Consider the following 23,399-nt stretch of genomic DNA (forward strand, 5'->3'; position numbering starts at 1 on the left):
TCAGGATGGTAGCCGGGTGCCCGAAATAATACTCGAAGAAAGTTGGAAAACAGAATTACAGGAAACGCTGAACCAACCTTTCATGAAAGATTTGTTTCGCTTTCTTATGACAGAGACACAACACGGAAAAACCATCTATCCCCAAAAGGACCAGGTCTTTTCGGCCTTCACCATGACTCCGTTTAACGCGGTGAAAGTGGTTATCCTGGGCCAGGATCCGTATCATGGCCCCGGACAAGCCCATGGGCTAAGTTTCTCGGTTCCTGAAACAGTTAAAACACCCCCCTCACTTGCAAATATCTACAAAGAACTGAAACGGGACCTGTCTTTACCGATCCCGAAAAGCGGATGCCTGACCAGCTGGGCCGAACAAGGCGTCCTGCTATTAAACAGTGTCCTTACTGTCGAGCAGGGAAAAGCGGGATCTCACCAAGGTAAAGGCTGGGAAAAATTCACGGATGCTGCGATCGCCGCCCTTAATAACAACGCTGATCATCTGGTTTTTCTTCTATGGGGGGCTTATGCTCAGAAAAAGGGTAAAATCATCGACAGAAAAAGGCATCTCGTTTTAAACAGCCCCCATCCCTCACCCTTGTCGGCACATCGCGGTTTTATTGGAAATTCTCATTTCTCGCAGGCAAACGAATACTTAATCAAGCATTTTCAAACACCAATAGACTGGTCCATAAAAGACCAGCAGGATAAACAGCAGGAGCTTCTGGTATGACATCCAATTATTTTTTTGACACAATGCCGCGTATCATTGGGCATCGTGGCGCAAAGGGATTGGCCCCGGAGAATACGCTGGCGTCCTTTAAAGCAGCAGCGAGAGCCGGTGCAAAATCCATTGAAATAGATGTTACCGTTACCAAAGACGACAAAACCGTTATTCACCACGACACGAACCTTAACAGATGCACCAACGGTGACGGCCCAGTTTTGTTGAATAACTTTGAGGCAGTTCGTGCACTGGATGCCGGCTCCTGGTTTGCCCCTGAATTTTCTGGTGAAAAAATACCGACACTGGCAGAGGCTCTTGAATTAACATCCGAGTTGGGAATGAGCCTCAATCTTGAGGTAAAACCAGTTGATGGCTGGCAGCTCCCCACCGCCAATATTGTCGGGCAGCAATTAAAAGAAGATCTGCCCAAGGATTATCCCATGCTGATTTCGTCGTTTAGCGAAGAGGCGTTGGTTCGCACAGGCCACTATGTTCCGCATGTTCCATTAGGGTATCTGACAGATGCTATTCCGCCGGACTGGGAACGTCGGCTGATTGATACAGGGGCAGCAAGCCTTCACGTCTACCATCCTTTTGTAACCCGCGAAATTGTTCAAAAAGTGCAGGCTGCTGGTTATAAGTTTCTAGTCTATACAGTGAATGATGAAGACACAGCAGCCCGATTGCTGGATTGGAATGTTGATGCAATCATCACAGATTTTCCGGACCGATTAGGGCGCCTCGTGTAAAAAGCCCTGCCCCTTCTGATTAATTCATTCAAACCGGGCGCTCGATATGTTTCTCAGGCTTCGCTCACCCAAAAGCCTGAGAAATAATTGCATAAGCCTCTGATTGTAGATTTTTGAGAGGTCCCTTGCCGCGAACCATAACCGGCGATGTGCCTTCCAAACAGAAACCCTCCCGCTCCATCCCCGCGCAAAAGGCTTCCTGATGGCTTAATATGTCAATTCTGAAGTCTTCGGAACGCCCATAAATCAGCATCTGAACCAAAGCACAAGCGATGGACGGGTCTATTGCGACAACAGGCCCGATCACAGTCATTGATTTCCGTGGACCGGCCATGGCATATCCCAGGATTTGACGTGTTTTCTGATCAAAAACCGCCATCGTCCGATATCCAGCGTGAAACATGGCAGTAAGAACCTGACCACGATCCACTTGATTACACTTTCTGTCAAAATCAAGAACGCCTTCCCACAAGTCAGGTGAAACAGGGTCAAATCGGCAGCCTGGCAAAGAAGGAACGGAAACCTGCGTTGAGCCGTTCGGACGCACCAAGCGATGGCAGTCAGCGATACGACGGTAACCTCTAGACTGGTAAACAGGAAAGCCGTCTCTGGTTGCAATAAGCTGGACAATAGATCGGTTCAGGTCAAGACTGTCTTCAGCAGCATCCAGCACCCGCGAGGCCAGCCCCAATCCTCGAAAACGCTGTCTTACAATGACACTGCCAATAGACGCCAGATGATCACGATATCTAAATAAAGCGGCAGTAGCGGCAATTTCATTGGCCTCGTCAACCAGCAAAAAAATCTGTCCTGATGATAAAATGATACGCCAGTTTTCAGCACTAAATCCCCAGCCGACCTCATCGGTCATCTGGACCAGATTTTCAACTTCATTTCTATGGAGTTGCCGAAACCGAAAATCTGAGTAGGTCATGGGTTTCCTTATTAAAGGTTTTCAGGTTGCCCAACGTTTTTTCTTGATTTTTCCTTCTTCTTCGCCTTTTTCATGTCTTTGAGGCGCTTCTCTTTTTCCTGAACAATGGGGTAAGCGACAGAAGAAATCAAAGAACTAACGCGCCTCAAATCACTGAGCAATCCAAGGTGAATAGCACTGGAACTTTCATCCATATTGCCATCTTTGCGCAACCGTTCCAGATGACCGTTCACCGCTTTCTGTTCGGCGTCTCGTAACGCTTGCTTCTGATGAATGAGGCTGGCCGCCTGCATCTCCTCGCGTGTCAGGAAGACACTGAAAGACAGTTTGAGATTTGACAGAAGCATATCAAAGAGTTTTTTGTGATCGACGATATCTTCGCGAGAGAACGTAACCTGTTTACTGGCTGTTCGTTCGACCAGTTCAGCAAGGTTCAAAACAACGATATTGCCCACATTTTCCAGATTAGTGGTGAATGTCATGATTTCCGTGCAGCGTCGCTCGTCTTCATCTTCCAGCATTTCCCGGCCCAATTCTGTCAGATAAGCCTTGATGCCGGCGTTAAATTCCTTGATGACCTCATCGGACTCGCGCACTTCGTTCAACAAGAAGTTATCATTCTGTGCAAACGCCACCTGTAGATCGCGGAACATTTTCTCCAGAACATCGCCCATTCTTAACGTATCTCGAACGGCATTGGCCAGGGCAAGCTGGGGGCTGTCTAGTGCGGCCCGGTCCAGATGAATTGGACGGCGGGCGTTATCGCTACCTGTTGTTTTTGCCGGAATAAGCCGCTCTGTCAATTTTCCAAGAGGGCCGGTAAAGAAAATGAAAAATAGCGCCAGACCCAAATTAAACAGAGTGTGGAAGTTGACAACCTGCCGCGCCGGATCGGCTTCAAGCTTGGCAAGCTCTGGCCCGACAAGCCCAAGGACTGGTAATAAGACAACGACACCTGTCAATCTGCACAGAAAATTTCCAAGCGGTGGACGACGGGAGGCTTCATCCCCGTTTAAAGTTGCTAACACCGGGGGCAACGCGCCGCCAAGATTAGCCCCTAAAACCATCGCCAGTGCAACATTTTGCGGGATACCGCCTGTCGCCACTAACGTCAGGATAAACAGAACAGTTGCCAAACTGGAATGAGCGACAAAAGTAATCAGAGCTCCAATAACAACGGTTAAGACAGGCTCGCCCGCCAGCGAGCTGAAGACAAATTGGGCAACTTCAGAATCTCGTATCGGACCAGACGCAACAACCAGTAATTTAAGAGCTGTCAGCATTATTCCTAAGCCAAGGAATATTCGGCCCAGGTTTTTAGCCCGCGTTGTTTTGGCTGTAGAATGGCGGATAAAGCCGATAAACAACAATGCCGGTGCCATCCAGGAAAGATCGAAACTAAGGGCTTGAGCAACCAGTGTTGTTCCCACATCAGCACCCAGCATAACGGCGATCCCGGCAGACGCGGTGACCAGGCCCCGCCCCGCAAAAGAGGCCGTCAACAAGGCCGTCGCCGTACTACTTTGTAGAAGCATGGTGACACCAAGCCCACCAAGGAAGGATTTAAACCTGTTTTTCAGACTGAAATTCAGTATTTTTCCAAGCTCCCGCCCAAATGCGCGGGTTACGCCCGTATTTACCATTCTCAGCCCCCACAAAAGCAGAGAAACTCCGCCCAGCAGGCTAATCAATACCGATGTTGCGTCCAATGCTTTTCTATTTCACTCCATCTGGTGGGGCAAAGTTTTTTACCCCCATAGCTTCACAGCTTTCTTTAATTGCCCTCAGCACTCCTTCCATCACGGTTTGATCAAGAAGGCCAATACACCCAACCCTGAAACTGTCAGCAACAGTCAGCTTGCCGGGATAAATAATAAATCCTCTGGATTTAATTTCTTTGTAAAAGCGACCAAATTCAAAATTGGGATCGTTCGGGCTGAAAAAGGTGGTGATAATAGGGGATAACCACGCATCTTCCAAGAGGGTTTCAAACCCCATCGACCGCATTCCGGAAACCAAAACATTTCGATTGTTAGTATAACGGGCAAGGCGGCCCTGAACACCCCCTTCAGCCTCGTGTAAATGAAGGGCTTCCAGGAAAGCGACAACCGTGTGAGTAGGCGGTGTAAAACGCCACTGACCGGTCTTATTCATATAGACCCACTGATCATGAACATCCAGACTAAGGGAATGACTATTACCTTTGGCCGCCTCCAAAGCATCCTTACGTGCAATCAGAAAACCAAAGCCGGGCACGCCTTCAATGCATTTGTTGGCAGAAGACACCATGACTTCAAACGGAATTTCAGAAACGTCCAACGGGACGGCGCCAAACGCGCTCATACTATCGATGATCAGCTTCCGGCCATGACGTCTGACAACGTCAGAAATTGCTTTGACCGGATTAAGGATGCCGGAACTGGTTTCACAGTGAACGACAACAACATGTGTCACGTCTTTATGTTCTGTGAGCAAAGCATCTACTTCTTCAGGCATTGGCGGCAGGTAATCGCCTTTATCAAGGGTTACATAAGCACGACCAATATAGTCCAGCGTTTTTGCGGACCGCTGCCCATAGGCCCCGTTCATCAAAATTAAGGCTTTTCCGTCTTTTGGGATGAAGGAGGCAAGAGCGGCCTCCACAGAGAAAGTCCCACTTCCCTGCATTAAGACACAATCATATTCTGCCTCACCGCCACACATCGCGACAAGACGGGTTCGGATTTCCTTGCTAACCGCTTTGAAATCATCATCCCAGGATCCCCAATCCTTCAACATCGCCGTTTTCGTTGAAGCGGCGGTGGTCAGCGGGCCGGGTGTCAGCAAATATGGTTCTTCCCCCATCGGGAAGACGCCTTGACTGGTCAAGATTTCATTTTTTGAAACGGCGTTCTGTGTCACATTCCTTCTCCTTAGTTCAGAGGAATAATTGCCTATAGGTCCATATGGCCGAGCCGTCATCGATAAGTCAAATTGCTATTTATAATCCAATATATAAGTTAAAACGATACAATGGCTTATGACACCTTTTTGATCGCTGCATCCAGAATATCCAGGGCAAAATCCATCTGATCCTGTGTCGTTATCAAAGGTGGCGTCAGCGTCAAAACATTCCCCATGGTCGTTTTAAAACTGAGGCCTTCATCAAAGGCGCGGTACAGAATTTCTTCAGCCGCGTCATTGGCACCTTCCTTTGTTGCCCTGTCCTGCACAAGGTCCAGACCCAACAAAAAACCACGCCCCCGAACATCGCCAATCAGCGAATATTTGGACTTCATATGTCGCATGCGATCCAAGGCGTAAGCCCCTATTTTCGCAGCATTTTCAACAAGCCCTTCGTCTTCAATAATCTGAATAGTGGTGAGCGCGGCGCGCGTCGTTACCGGGTTTTTCTCGTGGGTATAGTGACCAATGGCATAATCCCCTAAAACATCCAGATCAGGATGGCATAAAGTCGCGGCGATCGGCAGAATGCCTCCCCCTAATGCCTTGCCCATTACTAAAATATCAGGAACAACATCGTCATGATCACAGGCGAACATTCGCCCCGTTTTACCCAGCCCTGTCGGGATCTCATCAAAGATCAAAAGGGCACCAGCATCATTGCAGGCCTGTCGCACCATTTTCCAGAACCCTTCAGGCGGATTATAAGGAACCGCCCGGGCAGGCTCTGCGATAACGGCAGCAACATTGCCCTCTTTCTCCAGGACATACCGGATCATGTTGGCGCAGGTTGTTTTGCATAGGGACAGGTCCGGTTGGCCGTCCTCATTCACTTCATATCCGTAAGGGCATCGATAACAGGCATAAGGTGCAACATGCTCTGTCCCTGGCAACAACGGACCAATCGCCTGACCGCGGAAAAGTTGCTCCCCTCCGATACTCGAGGCACCAAACCCGGCCCCGTGAAACGCATCCCAAAACGAGATTGTCTTAAATCGCCCGGTCTTGGCACGGGCTACTTTAAGCGCCATTTCAATGGCATCGGACCCACCGGTCGCAAAAAGAACCTTGCCCAGATCCCCGGGAGAAATATCCCGGAGTTTTTCAGCAAGTTCAACAGCCGAATCACAGGTAAATCGCCGAGGAGCAAATGGCAGCTCATTCATTTGCTTGGTGATTGCCTCTTTCAATCGCGGATGCCCATAGCCGATGTGGTGGACATTATTGCCGTGAAAATCCAGAAGCTTCCGGCCCTGCCCGTCAATGATATATGCGCCGTCAGCCGCCTGAATGGTATTCAGGCATGGCGTGGAAACCGATTGATGCAGAAAAACCTGTGCGTCCCGGTCCAAAAGTTGTTTTGAGTGCGGATCAATATTTCGAGCCGCCCATTCCTGTCGCCGGGGAGAGGAATTGACATCCCCCTCCGACTGGTGGGGCTTTAACGCATCCCGCGACCCCGAACTTCCTTCTGACATAGCTTAGCGCTTTCTCCAGGCCTGTGTTCTGGCAGCCAGTCCACGCGTTAGCAGCGCATGGAAAATACGAACAACAGCAGAGGTTGCAACAATCACCATACACATCGCGGCGGCAGGTGCGACATCTCCGGCATCATCCATATTAAGAGCGGCAATAGACGCCAGTGTCGTATCTGATGAATACAGAAATATGACAGCCGAAACAGTTGTCATTGCGTTGACGAACAGATAAATCGAAATATCCAGAATGGCGGGCATACAGACCGGGATTGTTACCCTTATGAATGTCCGGAAAAACGGCACTTTCAAAGAGGCCGACACCGTTTCAAATTCTGGATCCATTTGCTTCAATGCCGTCATCGCCGTTAAGTGGCTAACCGTATAAAAGTGGGCAATCGTGACGATCACAAGAATTGCCATGGTTCCATAGATCACTTCCAATGGATTGTCGGGATGATTGAAGAAGAAAATATACGCCAGCCCAAGAACCATACCGGGCACAGCCATCGGGATCATGCACAGGAACTGAATGACCCCGCGCATAACTTTGGCACCCTTGGCTTTCTCAACCATATACGCACCGGTAAAAATGATTATGGTTCCAAAAACAGCCGTATAAGCCGCCATTCTCAGGGAATTATAAAAAGACTCCCAGCCGCCGCCATCCATCACGTCGAAATTATAGTTATTAAGGGATAATTCGAGATTATAAGGCCAGAAGGTTACAAATGAGGCATATCCCGCCATTCCAATAATGCCGATGATCATCAGGCTCACTGTCAGACAATATAGGAAGAAAATCTTATTCAGCAGGGAATGCGGTTTTGGCTGATAAGGTACGGCCCTCGCCGTCAGCATCGCCACCTGTTTTCTTTGAACGAACCTGTCCACCATAAAAGCGAGGATCGCCGGAACCAGCAGGACTACACTTACCACAGCCCCCATTTCAAAATTCTGCTGTCCAATGACCTGCTTGTAAATATCGGTCGCCAGAACGTTATACTGCCCGCCGATCACCTTCGGAATACCGAAGTCTGTGATCACCAGCGTAAAAACCACAAAGATTGCGCTGATCAAACCGTATTTTATGCCCGGTAGCGTTACTGTAAAGAACGTGCGAACCCGGCTTGTTCGCAAAGCTTCAGCGGCTTCATACAAACGCGCATCAGCAATTGAAAATGCGGCAATCAAAATCATCAAAGCGTGGGGAAAGGTGTAAAAAACCTCGCCCATAATAATCCCGATAGGACCATAAATACTGTAATCGCCCATCAATCCTTTCAAAACCCCCTGTCGCCCGAAAAGGTATACAAAAGAAATACCGGGCAATAAGGAAGGCGCCAATAATGGAAGGAGTGCCGCCCCTTTGAACAAAGCCTTACCGGGTATGGTAGACCGAGACAGGATAAAGGCGAAAACTGAGGCCAGGCTGATCGTGATGATCGTTGAGATGATCGCAATGAAGAAACTATTGTTGATCGAATAAAACAGAGCGGGCGTCGAAAAATAGTCGATATAATTGGCCAAGCCAATAAAAACACCGTCTTTGTTTTGCGTACTCTTTGACAACATGGCATAGAGCGGCATCAACAATGTAATAACCAGCCATAAGCCAATTCCCAGAATGAAGGCCCGCATGATCCAGTCATCGCGGCTCAATTTTGGTTTTACGATCGTCGGCTCTCGTTCGGATAAAGTGTGATCTGTCATCGCCTTACCCTTGTGAGAAAATATGAATACGGTTCTTCGGCAATGCGACGCGCACTGTTTCACCTACCGTAATCTTTTTATCGCGGATCAGGTTGATAGAGAAATCCGCTAAAATTTCACTATTCCCGTCGCCGTAATCCAAAGATGCCCGACAGAATGACCCCAAAAATTCCAGATCCTTCACACGTACATCGAACGAATTGTCGGTTGTCTCATCCAAGTCCCGAACAGCAATATCTTCAGGCCGGACGCAGGCGAGAACTTCATTGCCATCCAGCCGTTGTTTTTCCGCGTCAGATAGTGTCAGGGCGTGCCCGCCAAGCGAGACCGTGCCTTCATTACTTTTCTGCGCCTTGAGGAAATTCATGGTTCCCACAAACTCCGCCACAAAAGGAGAGGCAGGATGCCGGTAAATTTCCATTGGTGTACCAACCTGCTCGATGACACCATCATTCATCACGACAATCCGATCCGCCATCGTTAAGGCTTCTTCCTGATCGTGAGTCACCATAATTGTTGTTACGCCAAGTCGGCGCTGCAATTCTTTCATCTCATGACGCAAATGCACACGCACCTTCGCATCAAGGGCCGATAAAGGTTCATCTAAAAGCAAGAGACCGGGGGACATGGCCAAGGCTCTGGCCAGCGCGACACGCTGCTGCTGCCCACCAGACAATTGGGCCGGAAACTTGTCTTCCTGTCCTTCAAGTCCAACCAGCGATAATAATTCTGATACCCGGGATGCGACATCCGCTTTGGATGACCGCATATTCACCAGTCCATATCCAACATTGGCTGAAACGCTTAGATTTGGAAACAATGCATAGGACTGAAAAACAATACCAAAATCACGTTCCGAAGCGGGCAAGGCCGAAATATCGGTACCGCCCTGAAAAATGCTGCCCGATGTCTGGATATCAAGACCGGCGATTGCACGTAACATGGTTGTTTTTCCGCAACCGGACGGCCCAAGGAAGCACACGAATTCACCTTCGAAAACCTCTAAAGAAATATTCTTCAGGGCGGTAAAACTTCCAAATTTCTTGGTAATATTTTCTGCTTTCAGATAGGCGCTTTTCGCCGCATCGGTCCCACTACTTTTCATAAGGCTACTCGCATTCTCTCTTTTGACACTTTGCCAATTTACAGCTTAACAGATGGCATTCCCGCAATCTTGCGTGCGGGAATGCCTGCAGTTCACAATAGGTACGAACTATTTTGGATCTGATTTAGAATCGTAACGCTTCTGCCATTCAGCGAGAATGTTTTTGCGGTTTTTAGCCGCCCAGGCAAAGTCGTTTTTGATCATTGCTGTCGCAATCTGTGGTGGGAAATGCTCAACCGGTTTCGCAACTCCTGGATAAGCAACGACCGCATAACCTTCGTTATACATTTCGTTTGCCTTCTTGGAGACAGACCAGTCTGCCAGCGTTCTTGCCGCTTCCATATTCTTTGATCCTTTCAGGATCGCTGTCGCCTCCATATCCCAGCCGACGCCTTCGGTAGGAACAACAATTTCGAGCGGGGCGCCTTTTGCTTTGGATTTAGCTCCGCGGAAAGCGAATGAAATACCGATTGGAATTTCGCCAGCAGCCGCAAGTTTACAAGGCTTGGAACCTGAATGGGTATAACGGGCAATATTTTCATGGAGCGAGTCCATGTATTTCCAGCCCCCCTCTTCGCCGAAAAGCTGCAGCCAGGAAGAAACGTCAAGGAAGCCGGTTCCGGACGAGTTCGGATTAGGCATAATGATCTGGTTTTTATAAACAGGCTTCGTCAGATCTTTCCAGGACGTTGGAATTGGAAGACCTGCTTTTCCAGCTTCAACCGTATTATAACAAACAGAAGCAACCCAGGCATCCATGCCTGTCCACTTGGTTGGGTTTGCACTATCGCGGAATTTTGGATCTAGCTTTTCAACACCTTTTGGTGAATAAGCTTCCAGCATGCCTTCTTCACCCAGCAGCATCAGACTTGTTGCGGCCAGCCCCCAAACGATATCAGCTTTAGGATTGTTTTTTTCGGCCAGCAATTTGGCTGTAATGATACCGGTCGAATCCCGAACCCAGTTAATCTTGATATCTGGGTGATCTTCATTAAATTTTGCCGCATATTTCTTAAGGTCTTCTGCTTCGACAGCTGTATAGACAGTTAATTCTGCCGCCGCTGCTACAGATGACAAGGCAAGAATGCCTGCAACACTTCCAAGTATGGATTTGAGAATTTGTGACTTCATGGTTAGCTCCGTTCTGTTAGACACCCAATAATTTTATCGGCTCACACTTGTCACACAAAACTGTGAACCGAAAACACGCTGAACTAATGAAGGCTTATTGTTATAAATTTATGACAACCCTCATAGAACGACTTTATTTGATTATAGTTTCAAAATCTTCCAAAATATTTCTGTCAAACGACACTTTTTAAGCCAATTTCCAAATTTATGCTCAAAAATCCCACATTTTAGAATAAATGAACGAGATTCTCCCAAATCTCTTGACCAAACGATAACGCGTTTCTTAACATAATCAAAAGTTTTTTATTTTATTAATCTTATAGGCTCAGGTTATGTATCATTCTCAGTTGCGGGCATTCCATGCTGTTGCAACCCAAGGCGGCTTCTCAAAAGCGGCCGCTCATCTTGGTCTAACTCAGCCTGCTTTATCCGATCAGGTGAAAAAACTTGAAGAGCGATTTAACGTCTTATTATTCCACAGACATAAGCGGGTTGTCAGGCTGACGCAACTGGGCGAACAATTGCTGGAAATCACTCAAAGAAAATTCACACTTGAGAAACAAGCCGTTGACCTGCTGTCCGCCCATCAGAAACTTGAAAAAGGGCACTTGAATATCGCAGCGGACACGCCCCTTCATGTTATTCCGTTAATTGCCCGGTTCAAGCGCGACTTTGAAGGGATCACAATTTCACTCAGAATAGGTAACGCAGAAGAAATTCTAAACGGCTTGCAGAATTTCTCTTACGATCTGGGAATCGTTGCCGATATGCAGGAAGACAGCCGCTTTCACTCTGTTACGCTATGCCGGGACCCACTGGTTGCTTTCGTCTCGAAAACCCATCCCTGGGCGACAAAGCAAGGCGTCACCCTGAAAGAGCTTGCAAACGAGACGGAACTCATACTCAGAGAACCCGGTTCGCGAACCCGCAATCATGTCGAAAGAGAATTTTCCATGGCTGGACTTAGCTTGAAAGTTGCACTGGAAGTTCAGGGAAGAGAAGCGGCCAAAGAAGCTGTTGCCTCCAACCTAGGAGTGGGAATTGTCAGCAAACCAGAATTTGGTCACGACTCGCGTCTGGTGGAGATTCCCTTATCTGATTGTTCAGCCACCATGACAGAGTCGCTTGTTTGCCTGCGCGAAAAACTGGAACTCCGGAGCGTTAAAGCTTTTCTAAATGCCAACAAAATTGTCGAAACAGTTGCGCCTTCTGTTCAGTAAGTAAATATTTTGACCCTTACAATTATCCTCCTCGTTCTGTGTTCTGCTTTTTTGCATCCGTTATGGAACTTACTTGCAAAAAAAGACAATGAACCTCAATTCGCTTTCATTACCCTGTCGTTTGGTATTGCGGTGGTTGGTCTTATCCATGGCTTGCTGATCGGTGCTGACTTCTGGCTTGACACAGATCAATGGATGCTGATCTCTGCCTCGGTTGCCGGACAGCTTCTTTATAATCTGGCGCTGGCCGCAACGTTAAAACGTGGGGATCTTTCAGCCTATTACCCGATTATCAGAGCCTCTCCCGTTTTTATCGTTGCCTTCAGCTTTCTTGTTTTGGGAATTCACTATTCCCTTCTGGTTCTTGTCGGCATTACTCTTGTCTTGATCGGAGCCATTCTTCTTCTGTATCGCCGCGGGCACAACCTGCTGGATGATGGGAAAACGCTAGGCCTTGCGACACTCGCCATGTGTGCCACTGGTATTTATTCACTGGCGGATTCCCGCCTGATGCTCGGATTGGAACCGCCCGTTCTCTTTTTCTGGACACAACTTATTTGTTGGCCGTTGCTGGTAATAGCAAACTTTCTTATGGGGAACCGTCCGCCTCGATTTTTGGGGCTTTCGCGGTTCTTGGAAAAACCCCTCCTGAACGCTCAACTGATTGCCTGTGTCTACGGATCTTATTGTCTGATTTTAATAGCCTATTCAATGGGGGGCGATGTTGCGATTGTCACAACCATTCGCCAAGCCTCTATTCCGCTCTCCGTTATTCTGGGGGGCTATTTTTTAAATGAAGGGGCGATTGCCCGCAGACTGATCGCCTCGGCGATATTATCTGCCGGAATTATTACCGTTATTCTGTACGGGTAAGATGAGGCAGGTCATCATAACCTGCCTCTTTAACATTTTGGCTAGCTTTTAACGTCAGCTCAAATCACCTTTAACGGCTTTTAGAAACACGTCTTTATACTCATCCGCCGAAAGCTGTATGGGGTTTCCGCCAGCTGATGGATCTTCAGTTGCCATACGACCGACAAGATCGGCCTTGGCATCGTCGATGTTCAGGGCGCCTAGATCATTCGGGATCTTTAGTTCCTGACGCAAGTCCAGAACCCAATTCAACACGCCATCAAAAGACGCATTTTCCAGCCCGACATAAGCTGCCAAACGGCTCATTCTGTCTTCAATGACAGAGCGGTTGCGGATCAGGACATACGGCATCAGAATTGCGTTCAGCAACCCATGATGAGCGTCATACAAAGCGCCGAGCGGATGAGCCAGGGCATGCATGCCGCCCAAGCCACGCTGAAAAGCCGTCGCACCCATTGTTGATGAGATCATCATCTGACTTCTGGCAACCAAATCATTGCCATCCTTCACCGCTGCGGGCAAATACTCTTTCACCAACCGGATACCCTCTACCGCAATCCCTTCAGCCATGGGGTGGAAAAATGGCGAGCAATAAGCTTCCAGGTTATGCGATAAGGCATCCATTCCGGTTGCCGCCGTAATATGGGCAGGCAATCCGACAGTCAAGGCAGGGTCCGCCACCACAATAGACGGCATCATTTTCGGATGAAAAATGATTTTCTTTACATGGTTGGCCTCATCGGTAATGACCGATGCGCGACCAACCTCCGAGCCAGTTCCGGACGTGGTCGGAACCGCAACAATTGGGGCTACGCCCTCTTCAATCACGCGGGTCCAGTTATCCCCTGCATCTTCAAAATCAAAAAGCGGACGGGTCTGCCCAACCAGCAAGGCAATTGCTTTGGCCGCATCCAGCCCCGAGCCACCGCCAAAAGCGATCACGCCATCATGATTTCCCGCTTTATAAGCATCTGCGCCATCGTCTACATTCTGGCCAACTGGATTTGGCTTGATGTCGCTGAACACACCGCAGGTCAAACCAGCTTTTTCACAGCTGGTGACCGCATCGGCAATCATTGGAAGTCCTGCCAGTCCCGGATCCGTTACCAGCAAAGGGTTTCTCATACCCAAATCCCGGCATGCTTCTCCGATCCCGGCGGCTTTACCGACGCCAAAGCGAACGGCAGTTGGGTAGTTCCAGTTACCCTGTAAGTTTTCAATAGTATCAGACATTGAACTTCCTTAAATCTTGGTACGCAAATGATAGGATTTTGGACGGGTCAGGCTTTCATAACCAACCGTGGATAATGTGCACCCCCGACCAGAGTTTTTCACCCCTGTCCAAGCCAATGCAGGATCAAGATAATCACACCGGTTCATAAACCATGTTCCTGTATTTACCTGATCACCGATCGCGATGGCGGCAGCTTCGTCATTGGTCCAGACAGACGCTGTCAAACCAAATTCACTATCATTCATCAGGTTGATCGCTTCTTCATCGGAAGAAACTTTCATAATACCAACAACAGGACCAAAGCTTTCCTCAGTCATCACGCGCATAGTGTGGTCCACATCTACCAAGACCTGTGGCGCCAGATACGGTGTTCCTTCCTTGTCTGCTTCGAAGGAAGCAGGATCAATCAAGGCTTTCGCCCCCGTAGCAACGGCGTCTTTGATTTGGCCCCGCACGAAATCAGCAGCCTTTGCATTCACACAAGGGCCAAGGGTTGTCTCCGGATCCAGCGGATTACCAAGTACATAACCGTTTACCGTTTTTACGACAGCATCGACAAACGCATCATACACATCTTCATGCACATAAATCCGTTCGATACCACAACAGGACTGACCGGAATTGAACATGGCGCCGTCGACAAGGTTCTCTGCTGCATAAGCGGGATCTGCATCTGCACGGACATAGGCCGGGTCTTTACCGCCAAGCTCCAGACCAACACCAATAAACTGGCCAGTCGCCGCTTTTTCCATTGCCGCGCCGCCAGGAACAGACCCTGTGAACGCCACATAATCAACTCGACCAGACTGAATAAGACTGGCAGCAAACTGATGGGTTGCCGTTACCAGTTGAAACAATCCGTTGGGCAAGCCCGCTTCTTCAAAAGCCTGCTGCATTGTTTCGCCGCATAAATGTGTCTGCGTTGCGTGTTTCAGAATAACGGCATTCCCAGCCATCAAAGCAGGAACGATCGAATTTACTGCTGTCATGTAGGGGAAATTCCAAGGCGCAATTGTAAAGACCACCCCCAGTGGTTCCCGTTTGATATATCGGGTAAAGCCCTCTTTTTCATCAACGGCAACTGGCTGCAATGCGTTTTCTGCAACTGAAATCATGTACGTTGCGCGCTCAACGAAGCCACCGACTTCCCCCGCGCCATATCTGACAGGGCGTCCCATCTGCCAAGCGAGTTCTTCGCCAATTTTGTCTTTCTTACTTTCAAAATTCGCGACGCAACGGGTCAAAATTTCTGCGCGCTCGGCAACCGACTTATTTTTCCAGTCGGCTTGTGCAGCAGTCGCCGTATCCAGTAAACCCGGGATTGCATCCTCAGACATATAGGGACGTTCAACATAAAGGGTCCCATCGACAGGGCTGTAGGTTTTCAAACTATCGGACATATACGAAATCCCGTATCTGGCATGTGAAGAAATTAAAGAGAAGAGCAGCCATTTTTTAGCATCCATTCGCTCCTCAAAAAACAAATCGTATTTACCCACTTTCACCCATATAGCTCAACTATTTTTTTCACATATTTTACTCAAAAATCTTGGCTTTATGACGAATACCTTCATTAACTCAACAAAATTTAATACACTTTTTTGGAATTCCACATTTTGTTTTCCGTTTTCCTCATTTTATGCTACCAATTTCACCCTATCCGAAAAAAAAGTCAGCACTCCATGATAAAACAATCCAAACGCCAGCTTGAAATAATGAAGGTTTTGCAGGTTCGAAAGTCCTGCAGTGTCATAGAACTGGCAAGCCAACTCGATGTCTCGGACGAAACAATACGGCGAGATATCCGTCATCTTGCCTCTGCCGGCTCTGTTGAAAAAATTCATGGTGGTGTCATGCTGCCGCACAGCTCTTTAGAGCCGCCGTTTCTCAGTCGACTACAGGAACAACGGGACGAAAAGCTAAAGATCGCTAAGATGGCGTCTGAAATAATTCCAGACGGAACAACGTTGTTGATCGATAATGGCAGCACTTCATGCTACTTCGCAAAAGAACTGATTGCCCATCGGAACCTCACTGTTGTGACCAATTCCACAGAAGTGGCTCGAGAGCTTTGCTCCCGCAACTACAACCGTGTGTTTATGGCCGGGGGTGAAATCCGCTCAGACGATAGTGCTGCCTATGGACCAACCGCCATTGAATTCGCCCGCCAATTCACAACACAATATGCCATTATGTCAATTGGTGCCCTTCATCCGGCCCAAGGGTGTCTGGATTTCGATCTGGCAGAAGCCGAATTTAAACGGGCCGCCTTACCGATGACGGAGAAACTGATCGTGACAGCCGATCACACCAAATTCCAGAAACCGGGCATCGTTAAGGTCTGTGATCTGGACCGGATTGATTTGTTACTGACGGACAAAATGCCCCCGGACGAGATTGTTGACCAGATCGGCGCCAGTAAAATTAAAGTCGCCCCTTAGCATCAACAGCGTTCTCTATTTATTCTTGATATTGGGCTTAATTTTGTAATCAAGCCAATTTCTCAGCTCCTGACAGCGGATATCTGGATTAAGCACATCCTGATCAACACCAAGCTGCCATCTCAAATCTTTGCGTTCTGGCGACAGATGAAGCGTTTCCATCTTTTCAATAAACAGATCAGCATCTGCAATTGAGGCAAAGTTCCCTTGAGCTGTCAGCCCTTCCCGGCGCCAGCGACACAAACTGGCAATTTCATGCAGGTCATATTCAGGATGATACTGAACCGCCCAGAAGGATCCACCTTTATACGTTACGTCGACGGCCTGAACCGATGTGAAGTCATTTGAGGCAAGCAAAACCCCACCCTCAGGCAAGTGAGTAATCTCGTCTTCATGACTGGTAAACCCGTCAAACACGCTTTTCTTACCACTGAACATCGGATGCCCACGCCCTGCCCCGGTCAGGCAGATTTTTCGAGCAAGACCGAATTCACGGCCTCGGGGATTTTTCGCACAAGTACCCCCTGCAGCCGTGACTGCCATCTGAGCGGCCCAGCAACTGCCAAACATGGGCATACCGTTTTCGAACACCGCTTGGGCAAATCGAATTTGCCTGATAACCCGTTCATCCTGTTCATCATGAATGGTCAAGCTGGATCCGGTCCAAACAACTCCATCGTACGCCAACAGATCATCTCCTGACGGCAACATGCTGTCCAGATCAGCAGGAAATGCGATATCAACCTGACATCCGGGAGCACAGTCGCGTATTAAAGTCGCATAAAGCTCACCTGCCAACGTTCCCTGATTATCGGCAAGAGGCCCCCGGTGTTCTTTCGGGTAGCCATCCAAAACCAGAAAACGTGCCTGTTTAAAATCCATCCGTCATCCCCAAAACCCGCAAATCCACATCTGTTCTTTTTACCTGATCAAACAGGCCGTTTATCACCACCAATTGTCACGCGGCGCATTAAACGGCGATATTGGACATAATCGTTCATCGCATAATGCTGGGTGCAGCGATTATCCCACATCGCCACCGACTTATCTTCCCAACGAAAACGACAGGCGAATTCTGGCTGGGTAGAGAACTCATAAAGATATTGAAGGATCGGAGCGCTTTCTTTTTCAGTCATTCCCTTGATGCGAATTGTGAACATGGGATTGACGAAAATACTTTTCCTGCCGGAAACATCATGGGTCCGGATCAGCGGATGCTCGACTTCCTGTGTAACCGCATCAGAGTACGTATATTTAAGAGAGTGTTTTCCTTCATATTTCTCTGCTGTAGTCCTTGGGTCAAAGGCCACTTTGGCAGAATGAACCGCGACCAGTCCATCAAGAAGCTCTTTCATACCATCTGACAGATGATCATAGGCTTTTTCCATACTGGCCCACATGGTGTCCCCGCCGACGGGCGGTGTTTCAATGCCGTAAAGCATTGTGATCATGCTTGGCTTTTCAAAAAACGTGTTATCCGTATGCCACCCTGTCCCAAAGGATGCGCCTTCACCCGCAGGTTTTAACACTTCGATCAATTCAGGATGATCATTTGACCCTGCTACAATCGGGTGTACTTCTGGCGTACCAAACCCACGCGCAAATTCCAGTTGGCGTTCCGGCGTCAGATCCTGATCCCGGAAAAAAACCACGGAATTATCAACAAGAGCATCGTGAACGTCCTGAAACTGTTCTTCAGACAGCGCCTTGGATAAATCGACACCGTGAATATAAGCCCCTAATGAGCTGGCTAACGGTTCAATCTCAATCGTACTTGATCCCATTGTCCAAACCTTTCCATCACAAAAAATTTCACGCCAGATTTCCGCGCGGTCCTGATTACGCCATACCTTCTAGTTAGAGGATCAGGCTGCCGCTCGTTAGGTCCAATTCTAAATATTAGATAAGACCAGATTATACGGTTGACATCAAGCTGGCAATCGCGCGAATACCATCCGGAATTCGTGCCCCATCGATTGACGAAAAACCCAAGCGAAAGAAGTTACGGTTTTTCTCCGGTTCAAAAAAATGGAGATGCCCCGGCTCTATAACCACTTCTTTTTCCAATGCCCTGCGCGCAAGATTTTCAGCATCCATTACTTCATTGCCCTGCATCCAAAAGCTCGTTCCGCCGACATCTGGTATTCGACATAAACCGGGCAGATCTTTATCCAGGCAATCCTTCATGATTTCTCGGCGCTCTTTGTATATCCGATGGAGTTTTCGGATATAGGTGTCATGGTACCCAAGAGCGATGAATAAAGAGGTAGTGCGCTGATTATTGCTGGGTGCATGCCGAAGCATTAATCGCCGAAAAGCCCGTAGCTCTGAAATGAGAACCCGATCTGCCACAATGTATCCGAGGCGCAACCCTGGAAAAATCGACTTGGATAAACTTCCTACATAAATCACCCGGGCGGTTTGATCCAATGCCTTCAAGGCGAGAGACGGATTATCCTGAAAATGAATATCGCTTTCATAATCGTCCTCAATAATAATCTGGTCATGCAAAGACGCCATTTTCAGAAAGGCCGTTTTACGTTCTTCCGACATCCGGATGTTTGTTGGAGAATGATGGCTGGGCGTTAAAAATAGGTAGTCACAGGCTTTCGCTTTTCCAAAAAGACAGGCCCCTTCCCGATCAAGCGGAATTGGTACAAGTTCAGCCCCTTGAATAGAGAAGATATTCCGAGCGTCCGGATACCCTGGATCCTCGACACCGACAACCGTTCCGCGGGCCATCAATTGAGCCGCAATCAAAAATAATGCATTTTGCGCCCCGGAGGTAATCAGGATCTCACTCTCGTCAGCATAGACACCCCGTTTTGGCAATAATTTCGTTCGAATTTCATTAACAAGCTGAGGATCATCCTGGGCAAACGCATCTGTTGTCCATTCCCGCATGGCCAATTCGCTCATTGCCTGACGAGAGCATTCACGCCATGCGGCAAGCGGGAAAAGAACGGGGTCAGGCTGACCGTAAACAAAGGGATACTTATAATCTTGCCAATTGGCAGGTTTAACGATGTTGCTTTGTTGCCCCGGTTTTTTCTTGAACCGGGACTGCCAGTCGAGTGACGTCTTTTCAGAGCCGCCCTCCGGCATCACCCCACCGCGAGAAACACCGGGTAGTCCCTCCCGGACCCTGAAACCGGAACGATTGGCAGAAATCAGAAATCCGTCTTCAACGAGTTTTTCGTAAACAAGAACGACCGTTGTTCGGGAAACGCTTAGATCAAAGGAAAGACGGCGCGTTGAAGGGAGGCGAACACCGCCCTCAAGCTGTCCATTCAGGATCGCTGCGACAATTGTGTTTCGCAGCTGCTCCTGAATGCTGGTGTGACTGTTTTTGTTGATTGAGAAAAGCATGGGTTACCCAATCGCAAAAACAACAACAAGGCTAGATAATTTCAAAATACCGTTGCATTTCCCAATCAGTGATGGCTTTACGGAATTCCCGTTCTTCCCATTCACGTGTAATTGCATAGTGATCAACAAAGGCATCGCCGAACAATTCGCGGGCCGCGTCTGATTTTTTCAGGCGCTCTGCCGCATCCCATAACGTCTGCGGCAATGCCAGATGATCCGGGAATTCCTGATCATAGGCACTGCCCACAATCCCTTCGGTTGGTTCTACTTTATTTTCAATTCCCCAGAGACCGGAACCAAGCGCGGCGGCAATTGCAAGATAAGGGTTCATATCCGCGGCAGCGATCCGATATTCAACCCGCTGGGATTTGGCGTCGCCTGGAATGGCCCGCAAAGCGCAGGTTCTATTCTCAACACCCCAGCTGGCTTCCGTTGGTGCCCATGCGCCCGGAATAAGACGAGTGTAACTATTAATTGTTGGAGAAACCATGGACAGCAATTCAGGCATCAGTTTCTGCTGTCCGCCTATGAAATACCGCATTTCATCGCTCATACTATCGGCTTTTGATGGATCAAAAAAGACGCTTTTTCCATCCAATCCAGCAAGCGATAGATGAATGTGACCACTTTGGCCCGGATATTCTGTAGACCATTTGGCCATAAAGGTTGCCATCAGATCGTTGCGCTGCGCCAGAACTTTTGTAAAGGTTTTAAACAAGGCGCCCTTGTCGGCCGCTGCCAACGCTTCATCATACCCGATCGCCGCTTCAAGAACCCCGGGGCCAGTTTCCGTGTGCAGCCCTTCCAGCTCCATATCCATCAAGGTACATAGTTCCAGAAGCTGCTCGTAAAAATCAGATTCGACCGACGCCCGCAACATGGAATACCCAAAGAAGCCAGGTGTAAAATTCTCAAGATCCTTATAATGTTTTTCGCGGACCGATTTCGGCGTTTCATTGAACATGAAAAATTCGTATTCACAGGCAGCGGTTGCCTTAAACCCCATTGCTTCGGCTTTTCTCAGCACCTTGCGCAATGTACCACGCGGACAAACCGCTTCAGCACGGTCACCAAATTCAAGCAGGAACAAAAGCATATTGTCTTCCATTGGAAGATCACGGCAACTGTCAATAACGGGAACAACGTGCGCGTCCGGATAACCTGTCTTCCAACCGGTATAACTTTCCTTGTCATAAAGTTGGTCGTTGGCATCCCAGCCCAGGACAACATCACAAAAGCCAAATCCTTTTTCCAGAATACCAAAAAACTTGGATTTACTGAGATATTTTCCCCGCATTACGCCGTCGATATCAAAAATACCGACTTTTACATAGTCAAGGCCACGCTCTTCGACAATTTTCTTTGCGTCCTCAACCGTTTTGACGTCTCTCGCTTCCATCATAATGTCCAACTACCTGAAATTTATTGTTCCGGCCCAATACTCAAATTTGAGCCATATAATTAGAATGGGGAGAGAATCTCTCAAAAGGACGTTAAAATCAACAAAATTGAAGGGCCTTTCACAACAAAATTCAAACATAAATTCACAAAATTCTGATATGTCCAAATTTTCCAGTCACTTTGCAACACGCACTTTATACCTTAAAAAAGGCGTTATATACGGGCAGTCTTTATCCTTACCTTATCGTCATAAGCGTGTTTTGAAGACTAAATGTCGTATCATGGATAGCGAGAAGCCCTCCAGCGACACACTCTGTTTAATAATTCAAGTCCACGAAGAGGGTATACCCTCTCACCAATGCCAATAATCGATCAGTGGAAAAGCCAAATGACCTCACAGCACAGTAATCCTAAAAGCGATATTGAGATTGCAAACCAAGCCCGCATGAAGCCCGTTTTGGATATAGCAAAAGAGAGACTGGGCGTTGATGCCCAGAATCTAGAACCATATGGTCATTACAAAGCAAAAATCTCACTGGATTATATAAAAACCTTACAAGACAAACCGGATGGCAAGCTGATTCTGGTGACGGCGATGACGCCGACCCCCGCTGGAGAAGGCAAAACAACCACAACTGTGGGGCTGGGAGACGCGCTGAACCGAATTGGCAAAAACACGATGATTTGTTTACGTGAACCTTCATTAGGACCGTGCTTTGGTATGAAGGGCGGTGCTGCAGGGGGGGGGTACGCGCAGGTCGTTCCGATGACAGATATCAACCTGCATTTTACCGGTGATTTCCACGCCATTGGCGTTGCAAACAACCTTTTGGCGGCCATGATCGACAACCATATTTATTGGGGCAATACGCTTGAGATTGATGAACGGCGCGTTACCTGGCGGCGTGTCGTGGACATGAACGATCGGGCGCTTCGAAATATCGTGAACAGTCTCGGCGGTGTCGCAAATGGCTTTCCCCGTGAAGACCATTTTGATATTACCGTTGCCTCTGAAGTGATGGCGATTTTCTGTCTGGCATCCGATCTGAATGATCTAAAAAACCGCCTTGGCAACATCATTGTGGGTTATACCCGGACCCGCACGCCTGTGTTTGCCAAGGACCTGAACGCGCATGGTGCCATGACGGCTTTGCTGAAAGATGCGTTTCAACCCAATCTTGTACAGACACTGGAAAATAATCCGGCGTTCATCCACGGTGGGCCATTTGCCAATATTGCCCATGGATGCAATTCTGTACTCGCGACAAAAACAGCATTGAAGCTTGCTGATTATGTTGTCACAGAAGCAGGTTTCGGCGCGGATCTTGGTGCAGAAAAATTCCTCGATATCAAATGCAGAAAATCCGGCCTTCGCCCTGAAGTCGCAGTCATTGTTGCTACGATCCGCGCTTTGAAAATGCACGGCGGTGTCGGTAAAGAGGATCTTGGCAAAGAAAACGTGACGGCCGTTCGGGATGGCGCAAAGAACCTTATCCGGCATATTGAAAATATGAAGAAATTTAACCTGCCAGTTGTTGTTGCCGTCAATAAATTCTCAGCAGACACAGAAGCAGAAGTTTCTGCCGTAATTCAGATTTGTGCTGAAGTTGGTGTTGATGCGATCGTCTCGGATCATTGGGGAAATGGCGGAGCAGGCGCAGAAGCGCTGGCCCATGTGGTTGCCAATAAAATTGACGAAAATTCAAGCGCTCTTAACTTTATCTATGATGATGAAACAACCTTATGGAACAAGGTTAAATCCATTGCGCAAAACATCTATCGGGCAGATGACATAATGGCCAGCCAGAAAGTGCGCGACCAGTTTGACGATTTGCAAGCACAAGGATTTGGCCATTTTCCTGTTTGCATTGCTAAAACCCAATACAGCTTTTCAACGGATCCAACCCTGAAAGGCGCTCCTTCAAATCACTCCGTTCCCATTCGTGAAATCAGGGTAGCAAGTGGCGCCGAATTTGTCGTTGTGGTTTGCGGTGATATCATGACCATGCCGGGCTTGCCCCGTGTCCCCGCAGCGGACAAAATTGATGTCGACGAAAATGGTCAAATCGTGGGTCTTTTTTAGCGCTTAA

The 23,399-nt window shown here is 48.2% G+C and carries 19 protein-coding genes; 6 read left to right on the forward strand and 13 right to left on the reverse strand.

Features of this window, described 5'->3' with window-relative positions; all coding sequences use genetic code 11:
- Window positions 1-16 precede the first annotated feature (16 nt).
- Window positions 17-727 (forward strand): uracil-DNA glycosylase, encoded by a 711-nt coding sequence (ung, locus tag OIR97_RS12310; protein ID WP_169546006.1) that lies wholly within the window; start codon window positions 17-19, stop codon window positions 725-727.
- Window positions 724-1,470 carry a glycerophosphoryl diester phosphodiesterase gene (locus tag OIR97_RS12315; RefSeq protein WP_169546007.1) on the forward strand — a complete coding sequence of 249 codons (747 nt, stop codon included), beginning with the start codon at window positions 724-726 and terminating at the stop codon, window positions 1,468-1,470. The genes ung and OIR97_RS12315 overlap by 4 nt, the downstream gene beginning before the upstream one ends.
- Window positions 1,471-1,534: 64 nt before the next feature.
- On the opposite strand, the gene OIR97_RS12320 is transcribed toward OIR97_RS12315, so the two are convergent.
- The 7 genes from OIR97_RS12320 to OIR97_RS12350 form a co-directional block, all read right to left on the reverse strand.
- Window positions 1,535-2,404, reverse strand: a complete 870-nt coding sequence (locus tag OIR97_RS12320; RefSeq protein ID WP_169546008.1) for a GNAT family N-acetyltransferase — start codon at window positions 2,402-2,404, stop codon at window positions 1,535-1,537.
- An 11-nt stretch (window positions 2,405-2,415) separates the two neighbouring features.
- Window positions 2,416-4,047, reverse strand: a complete 1,632-nt coding sequence (locus tag OIR97_RS12325; protein WP_246202071.1) for a Na/Pi cotransporter family protein — start codon at window positions 4,045-4,047, stop codon at window positions 2,416-2,418.
- 73 nt (window positions 4,048-4,120) lie between these two features.
- The gene (locus OIR97_RS12330; protein ID WP_169546190.1) at window positions 4,121-5,248 is read right to left on the reverse strand and encodes a 2-aminoethylphosphonate--pyruvate transaminase; all 1,128 of its coding nucleotides are present in this window, start codon (window positions 5,246-5,248) and stop codon (window positions 4,121-4,123) included.
- A 173-nt stretch (window positions 5,249-5,421) separates the two neighbouring features.
- Window positions 5,422-6,825 (reverse strand): (R)-1-hydroxy-2-aminoethylphosphonate ammonia-lyase, encoded by a 1,404-nt coding sequence (gene pbfA, locus OIR97_RS12335; protein WP_169546010.1) that lies wholly within the window; start codon window positions 6,823-6,825, stop codon window positions 5,422-5,424.
- Window positions 6,826-6,828: 3 nt separating this feature from the next.
- Window positions 6,829-8,535 (reverse strand): putative 2-aminoethylphosphonate ABC transporter permease subunit, encoded by a 1,707-nt coding sequence (locus tag OIR97_RS12340; protein WP_169546011.1) that lies wholly within the window; start codon window positions 8,533-8,535, stop codon window positions 6,829-6,831.
- A gap of 4 nt (window positions 8,536-8,539) precedes the next feature.
- Window positions 8,540-9,640, reverse strand: coding sequence for a putative 2-aminoethylphosphonate ABC transporter ATP-binding protein (locus OIR97_RS12345; RefSeq protein WP_169546012.1), 1,101 nt, complete (start codon window positions 9,638-9,640; stop codon window positions 8,540-8,542).
- Between the two features lie 108 nt (window positions 9,641-9,748).
- The gene (locus tag OIR97_RS12350; protein ID WP_169546013.1) at window positions 9,749-10,771 is read right to left on the reverse strand and encodes a putative 2-aminoethylphosphonate ABC transporter substrate-binding protein; all 1,023 of its coding nucleotides are present in this window, start codon (window positions 10,769-10,771) and stop codon (window positions 9,749-9,751) included.
- Between the two features lie 332 nt (window positions 10,772-11,103).
- Here OIR97_RS12350 and OIR97_RS12355 point away from each other — a divergent pair, with 332 nt between their 5' ends.
- Together OIR97_RS12355 and OIR97_RS12360 are read left to right on the forward strand one after the other, a co-directional pair.
- Complete coding sequence (locus OIR97_RS12355) at window positions 11,104-11,991, forward strand: LysR substrate-binding domain-containing protein (protein WP_169546014.1); 888 nt, start codon at window positions 11,104-11,106, stop codon at window positions 11,989-11,991.
- 9 nt (window positions 11,992-12,000) lie between these two features.
- On the forward strand, window positions 12,001-12,864 hold the full coding sequence (locus OIR97_RS12360; protein ID WP_169546015.1) for a DMT family transporter: 864 nt from the start codon (window positions 12,001-12,003) through the stop codon (window positions 12,862-12,864).
- Between the two features lie 54 nt (window positions 12,865-12,918).
- On the opposite strand, the gene OIR97_RS12365 is transcribed toward OIR97_RS12360, so the two are convergent.
- Window positions 12,919-14,097: an iron-containing alcohol dehydrogenase gene (locus OIR97_RS12365; RefSeq protein WP_169546016.1), complete on the reverse strand. Its 1,179-nt coding sequence runs from the start codon at window positions 14,095-14,097 to the stop codon at window positions 12,919-12,921.
- Window positions 14,098-14,106: 9 nt separating this feature from the next.
- Complete coding sequence (locus OIR97_RS12370) at window positions 14,107-15,498, reverse strand: aldehyde dehydrogenase family protein (RefSeq protein ID WP_169546017.1); 1,392 nt, start codon at window positions 15,496-15,498, stop codon at window positions 14,107-14,109.
- A 282-nt stretch (window positions 15,499-15,780) separates the two neighbouring features.
- Here OIR97_RS12370 and OIR97_RS12375 point away from each other — a divergent pair, with 282 nt between their 5' ends.
- Window positions 15,781-16,539 (forward strand): DeoR/GlpR family DNA-binding transcription regulator, encoded by a 759-nt coding sequence (locus tag OIR97_RS12375; RefSeq protein WP_169546018.1) that lies wholly within the window; start codon window positions 15,781-15,783, stop codon window positions 16,537-16,539.
- A gap of 15 nt (window positions 16,540-16,554) precedes the next feature.
- Here the strand turns inward: OIR97_RS12375 and OIR97_RS12380 are convergent, their stop codons facing one another.
- The 4 genes from OIR97_RS12380 to OIR97_RS12395 all read right to left on the reverse strand — a co-directional run bounded on the left by OIR97_RS12380 (window position 16,555) and on the right by OIR97_RS12395 (window position 21,307).
- Window positions 16,555-17,421: a type 1 glutamine amidotransferase gene (locus OIR97_RS12380; protein ID WP_169546019.1), complete on the reverse strand. Its 867-nt coding sequence runs from the start codon at window positions 17,419-17,421 to the stop codon at window positions 16,555-16,557.
- Window positions 17,422-17,468: 47 nt separating this feature from the next.
- Window positions 17,469-18,323: a TauD/TfdA dioxygenase family protein gene (locus OIR97_RS12385; RefSeq protein ID WP_169546020.1), complete on the reverse strand. Its 855-nt coding sequence runs from the start codon at window positions 18,321-18,323 to the stop codon at window positions 17,469-17,471.
- Window positions 18,324-18,453: 130 nt separating this feature from the next.
- Complete coding sequence (gene pdxR, locus OIR97_RS12390) at window positions 18,454-19,908, reverse strand: MocR-like pyridoxine biosynthesis transcription factor PdxR (protein WP_169546021.1); 1,455 nt, start codon at window positions 19,906-19,908, stop codon at window positions 18,454-18,456.
- Between the two features lie 31 nt (window positions 19,909-19,939).
- Complete coding sequence (locus OIR97_RS12395; RefSeq protein WP_169546191.1) at window positions 19,940-21,307, reverse strand: type I glutamate--ammonia ligase; 1,368 nt, start codon at window positions 21,305-21,307, stop codon at window positions 19,940-19,942.
- 390 nt (window positions 21,308-21,697) lie between these two features.
- On the opposite strand from OIR97_RS12395, the gene OIR97_RS12400 reads away from it, so the two are divergent.
- Window positions 21,698-23,392 carry a formate--tetrahydrofolate ligase gene (locus OIR97_RS12400; RefSeq protein ID WP_181017955.1) on the forward strand — a complete coding sequence of 565 codons (1,695 nt, stop codon included), beginning with the start codon at window positions 21,698-21,700 and terminating at the stop codon, window positions 23,390-23,392.
- Window positions 23,393-23,399 lie beyond the last annotated feature (7 nt).

Source organism: Sneathiella aquimaris (assembly GCF_026409565.1).
In the GTDB taxonomy this organism is placed as follows: domain Bacteria; phylum Pseudomonadota; class Alphaproteobacteria; order Sneathiellales; family Sneathiellaceae; genus Sneathiella; species Sneathiella aquimaris.

Excerpts from the sequence above, each read along its gene's own strand:
- OIR97_RS12315 (WP_169546007.1), top strand. The coding sequence starts at position 724 with ATGACATCCAATTATTTTTTTGACACAATGCCGCGTATCATTGGGCAT.
- OIR97_RS12320 (WP_169546008.1), bottom strand. The coding sequence starts at position 2,404 with ATGACCTACTCAGATTTTCGGTTTCGGCAACTCCATAGAAATGAAGTT.
- OIR97_RS12325 (WP_246202071.1), bottom strand. The coding sequence starts at position 4,047 with ATGGTAAATACGGGCGTAACCCGCGCATTTGGGCGGGAGCTTGGAAAA.
- OIR97_RS12330 (WP_169546190.1), bottom strand. The coding sequence starts at position 5,248 with ATGGGGGAAGAACCATATTTGCTGACACCCGGCCCGCTGACCACCGCC.
- pbfA (WP_169546010.1), bottom strand. The coding sequence starts at position 6,825 with ATGTCAGAAGGAAGTTCGGGGTCGCGGGATGCGTTAAAGCCCCACCAG.
- OIR97_RS12340 (WP_169546011.1), bottom strand. The coding sequence starts at position 8,535 with ATGACAGATCACACTTTATCCGAACGAGAGCCGACGATCGTAAAACCA.
- OIR97_RS12345 (WP_169546012.1), bottom strand. The coding sequence starts at position 9,640 with ATGAAAAGTAGTGGGACCGATGCGGCGAAAAGCGCCTATCTGAAAGCA.
- OIR97_RS12350 (WP_169546013.1), bottom strand. The coding sequence starts at position 10,771 with ATGAAGTCACAAATTCTCAAATCCATACTTGGAAGTGTTGCAGGCATT.
- OIR97_RS12355 (WP_169546014.1), top strand. The coding sequence starts at position 11,104 with ATGTATCATTCTCAGTTGCGGGCATTCCATGCTGTTGCAACCCAAGGC.
- OIR97_RS12365 (WP_169546016.1), bottom strand. The coding sequence starts at position 14,097 with ATGTCTGATACTATTGAAAACTTACAGGGTAACTGGAACTACCCAACT.
- OIR97_RS12370 (WP_169546017.1), bottom strand. The coding sequence starts at position 15,498 with ATGTCCGATAGTTTGAAAACCTACAGCCCTGTCGATGGGACCCTTTAT.
- OIR97_RS12375 (WP_169546018.1), top strand. The coding sequence starts at position 15,781 with ATGATAAAACAATCCAAACGCCAGCTTGAAATAATGAAGGTTTTGCAG.
- OIR97_RS12380 (WP_169546019.1), bottom strand. The coding sequence starts at position 17,421 with ATGGATTTTAAACAGGCACGTTTTCTGGTTTTGGATGGCTACCCGAAA.
- OIR97_RS12385 (WP_169546020.1), bottom strand. The coding sequence starts at position 18,323 with ATGGGATCAAGTACGATTGAGATTGAACCGTTAGCCAGCTCATTAGGG.
- pdxR (WP_169546021.1), bottom strand. The coding sequence starts at position 19,908 with ATGCTTTTCTCAATCAACAAAAACAGTCACACCAGCATTCAGGAGCAG.
- OIR97_RS12395 (WP_169546191.1), bottom strand. The coding sequence starts at position 21,307 with ATGGAAGCGAGAGACGTCAAAACGGTTGAGGACGCAAAGAAAATTGTC.
- OIR97_RS12400 (WP_181017955.1), top strand. The coding sequence starts at position 21,698 with ATGACCTCACAGCACAGTAATCCTAAAAGCGATATTGAGATTGCAAAC.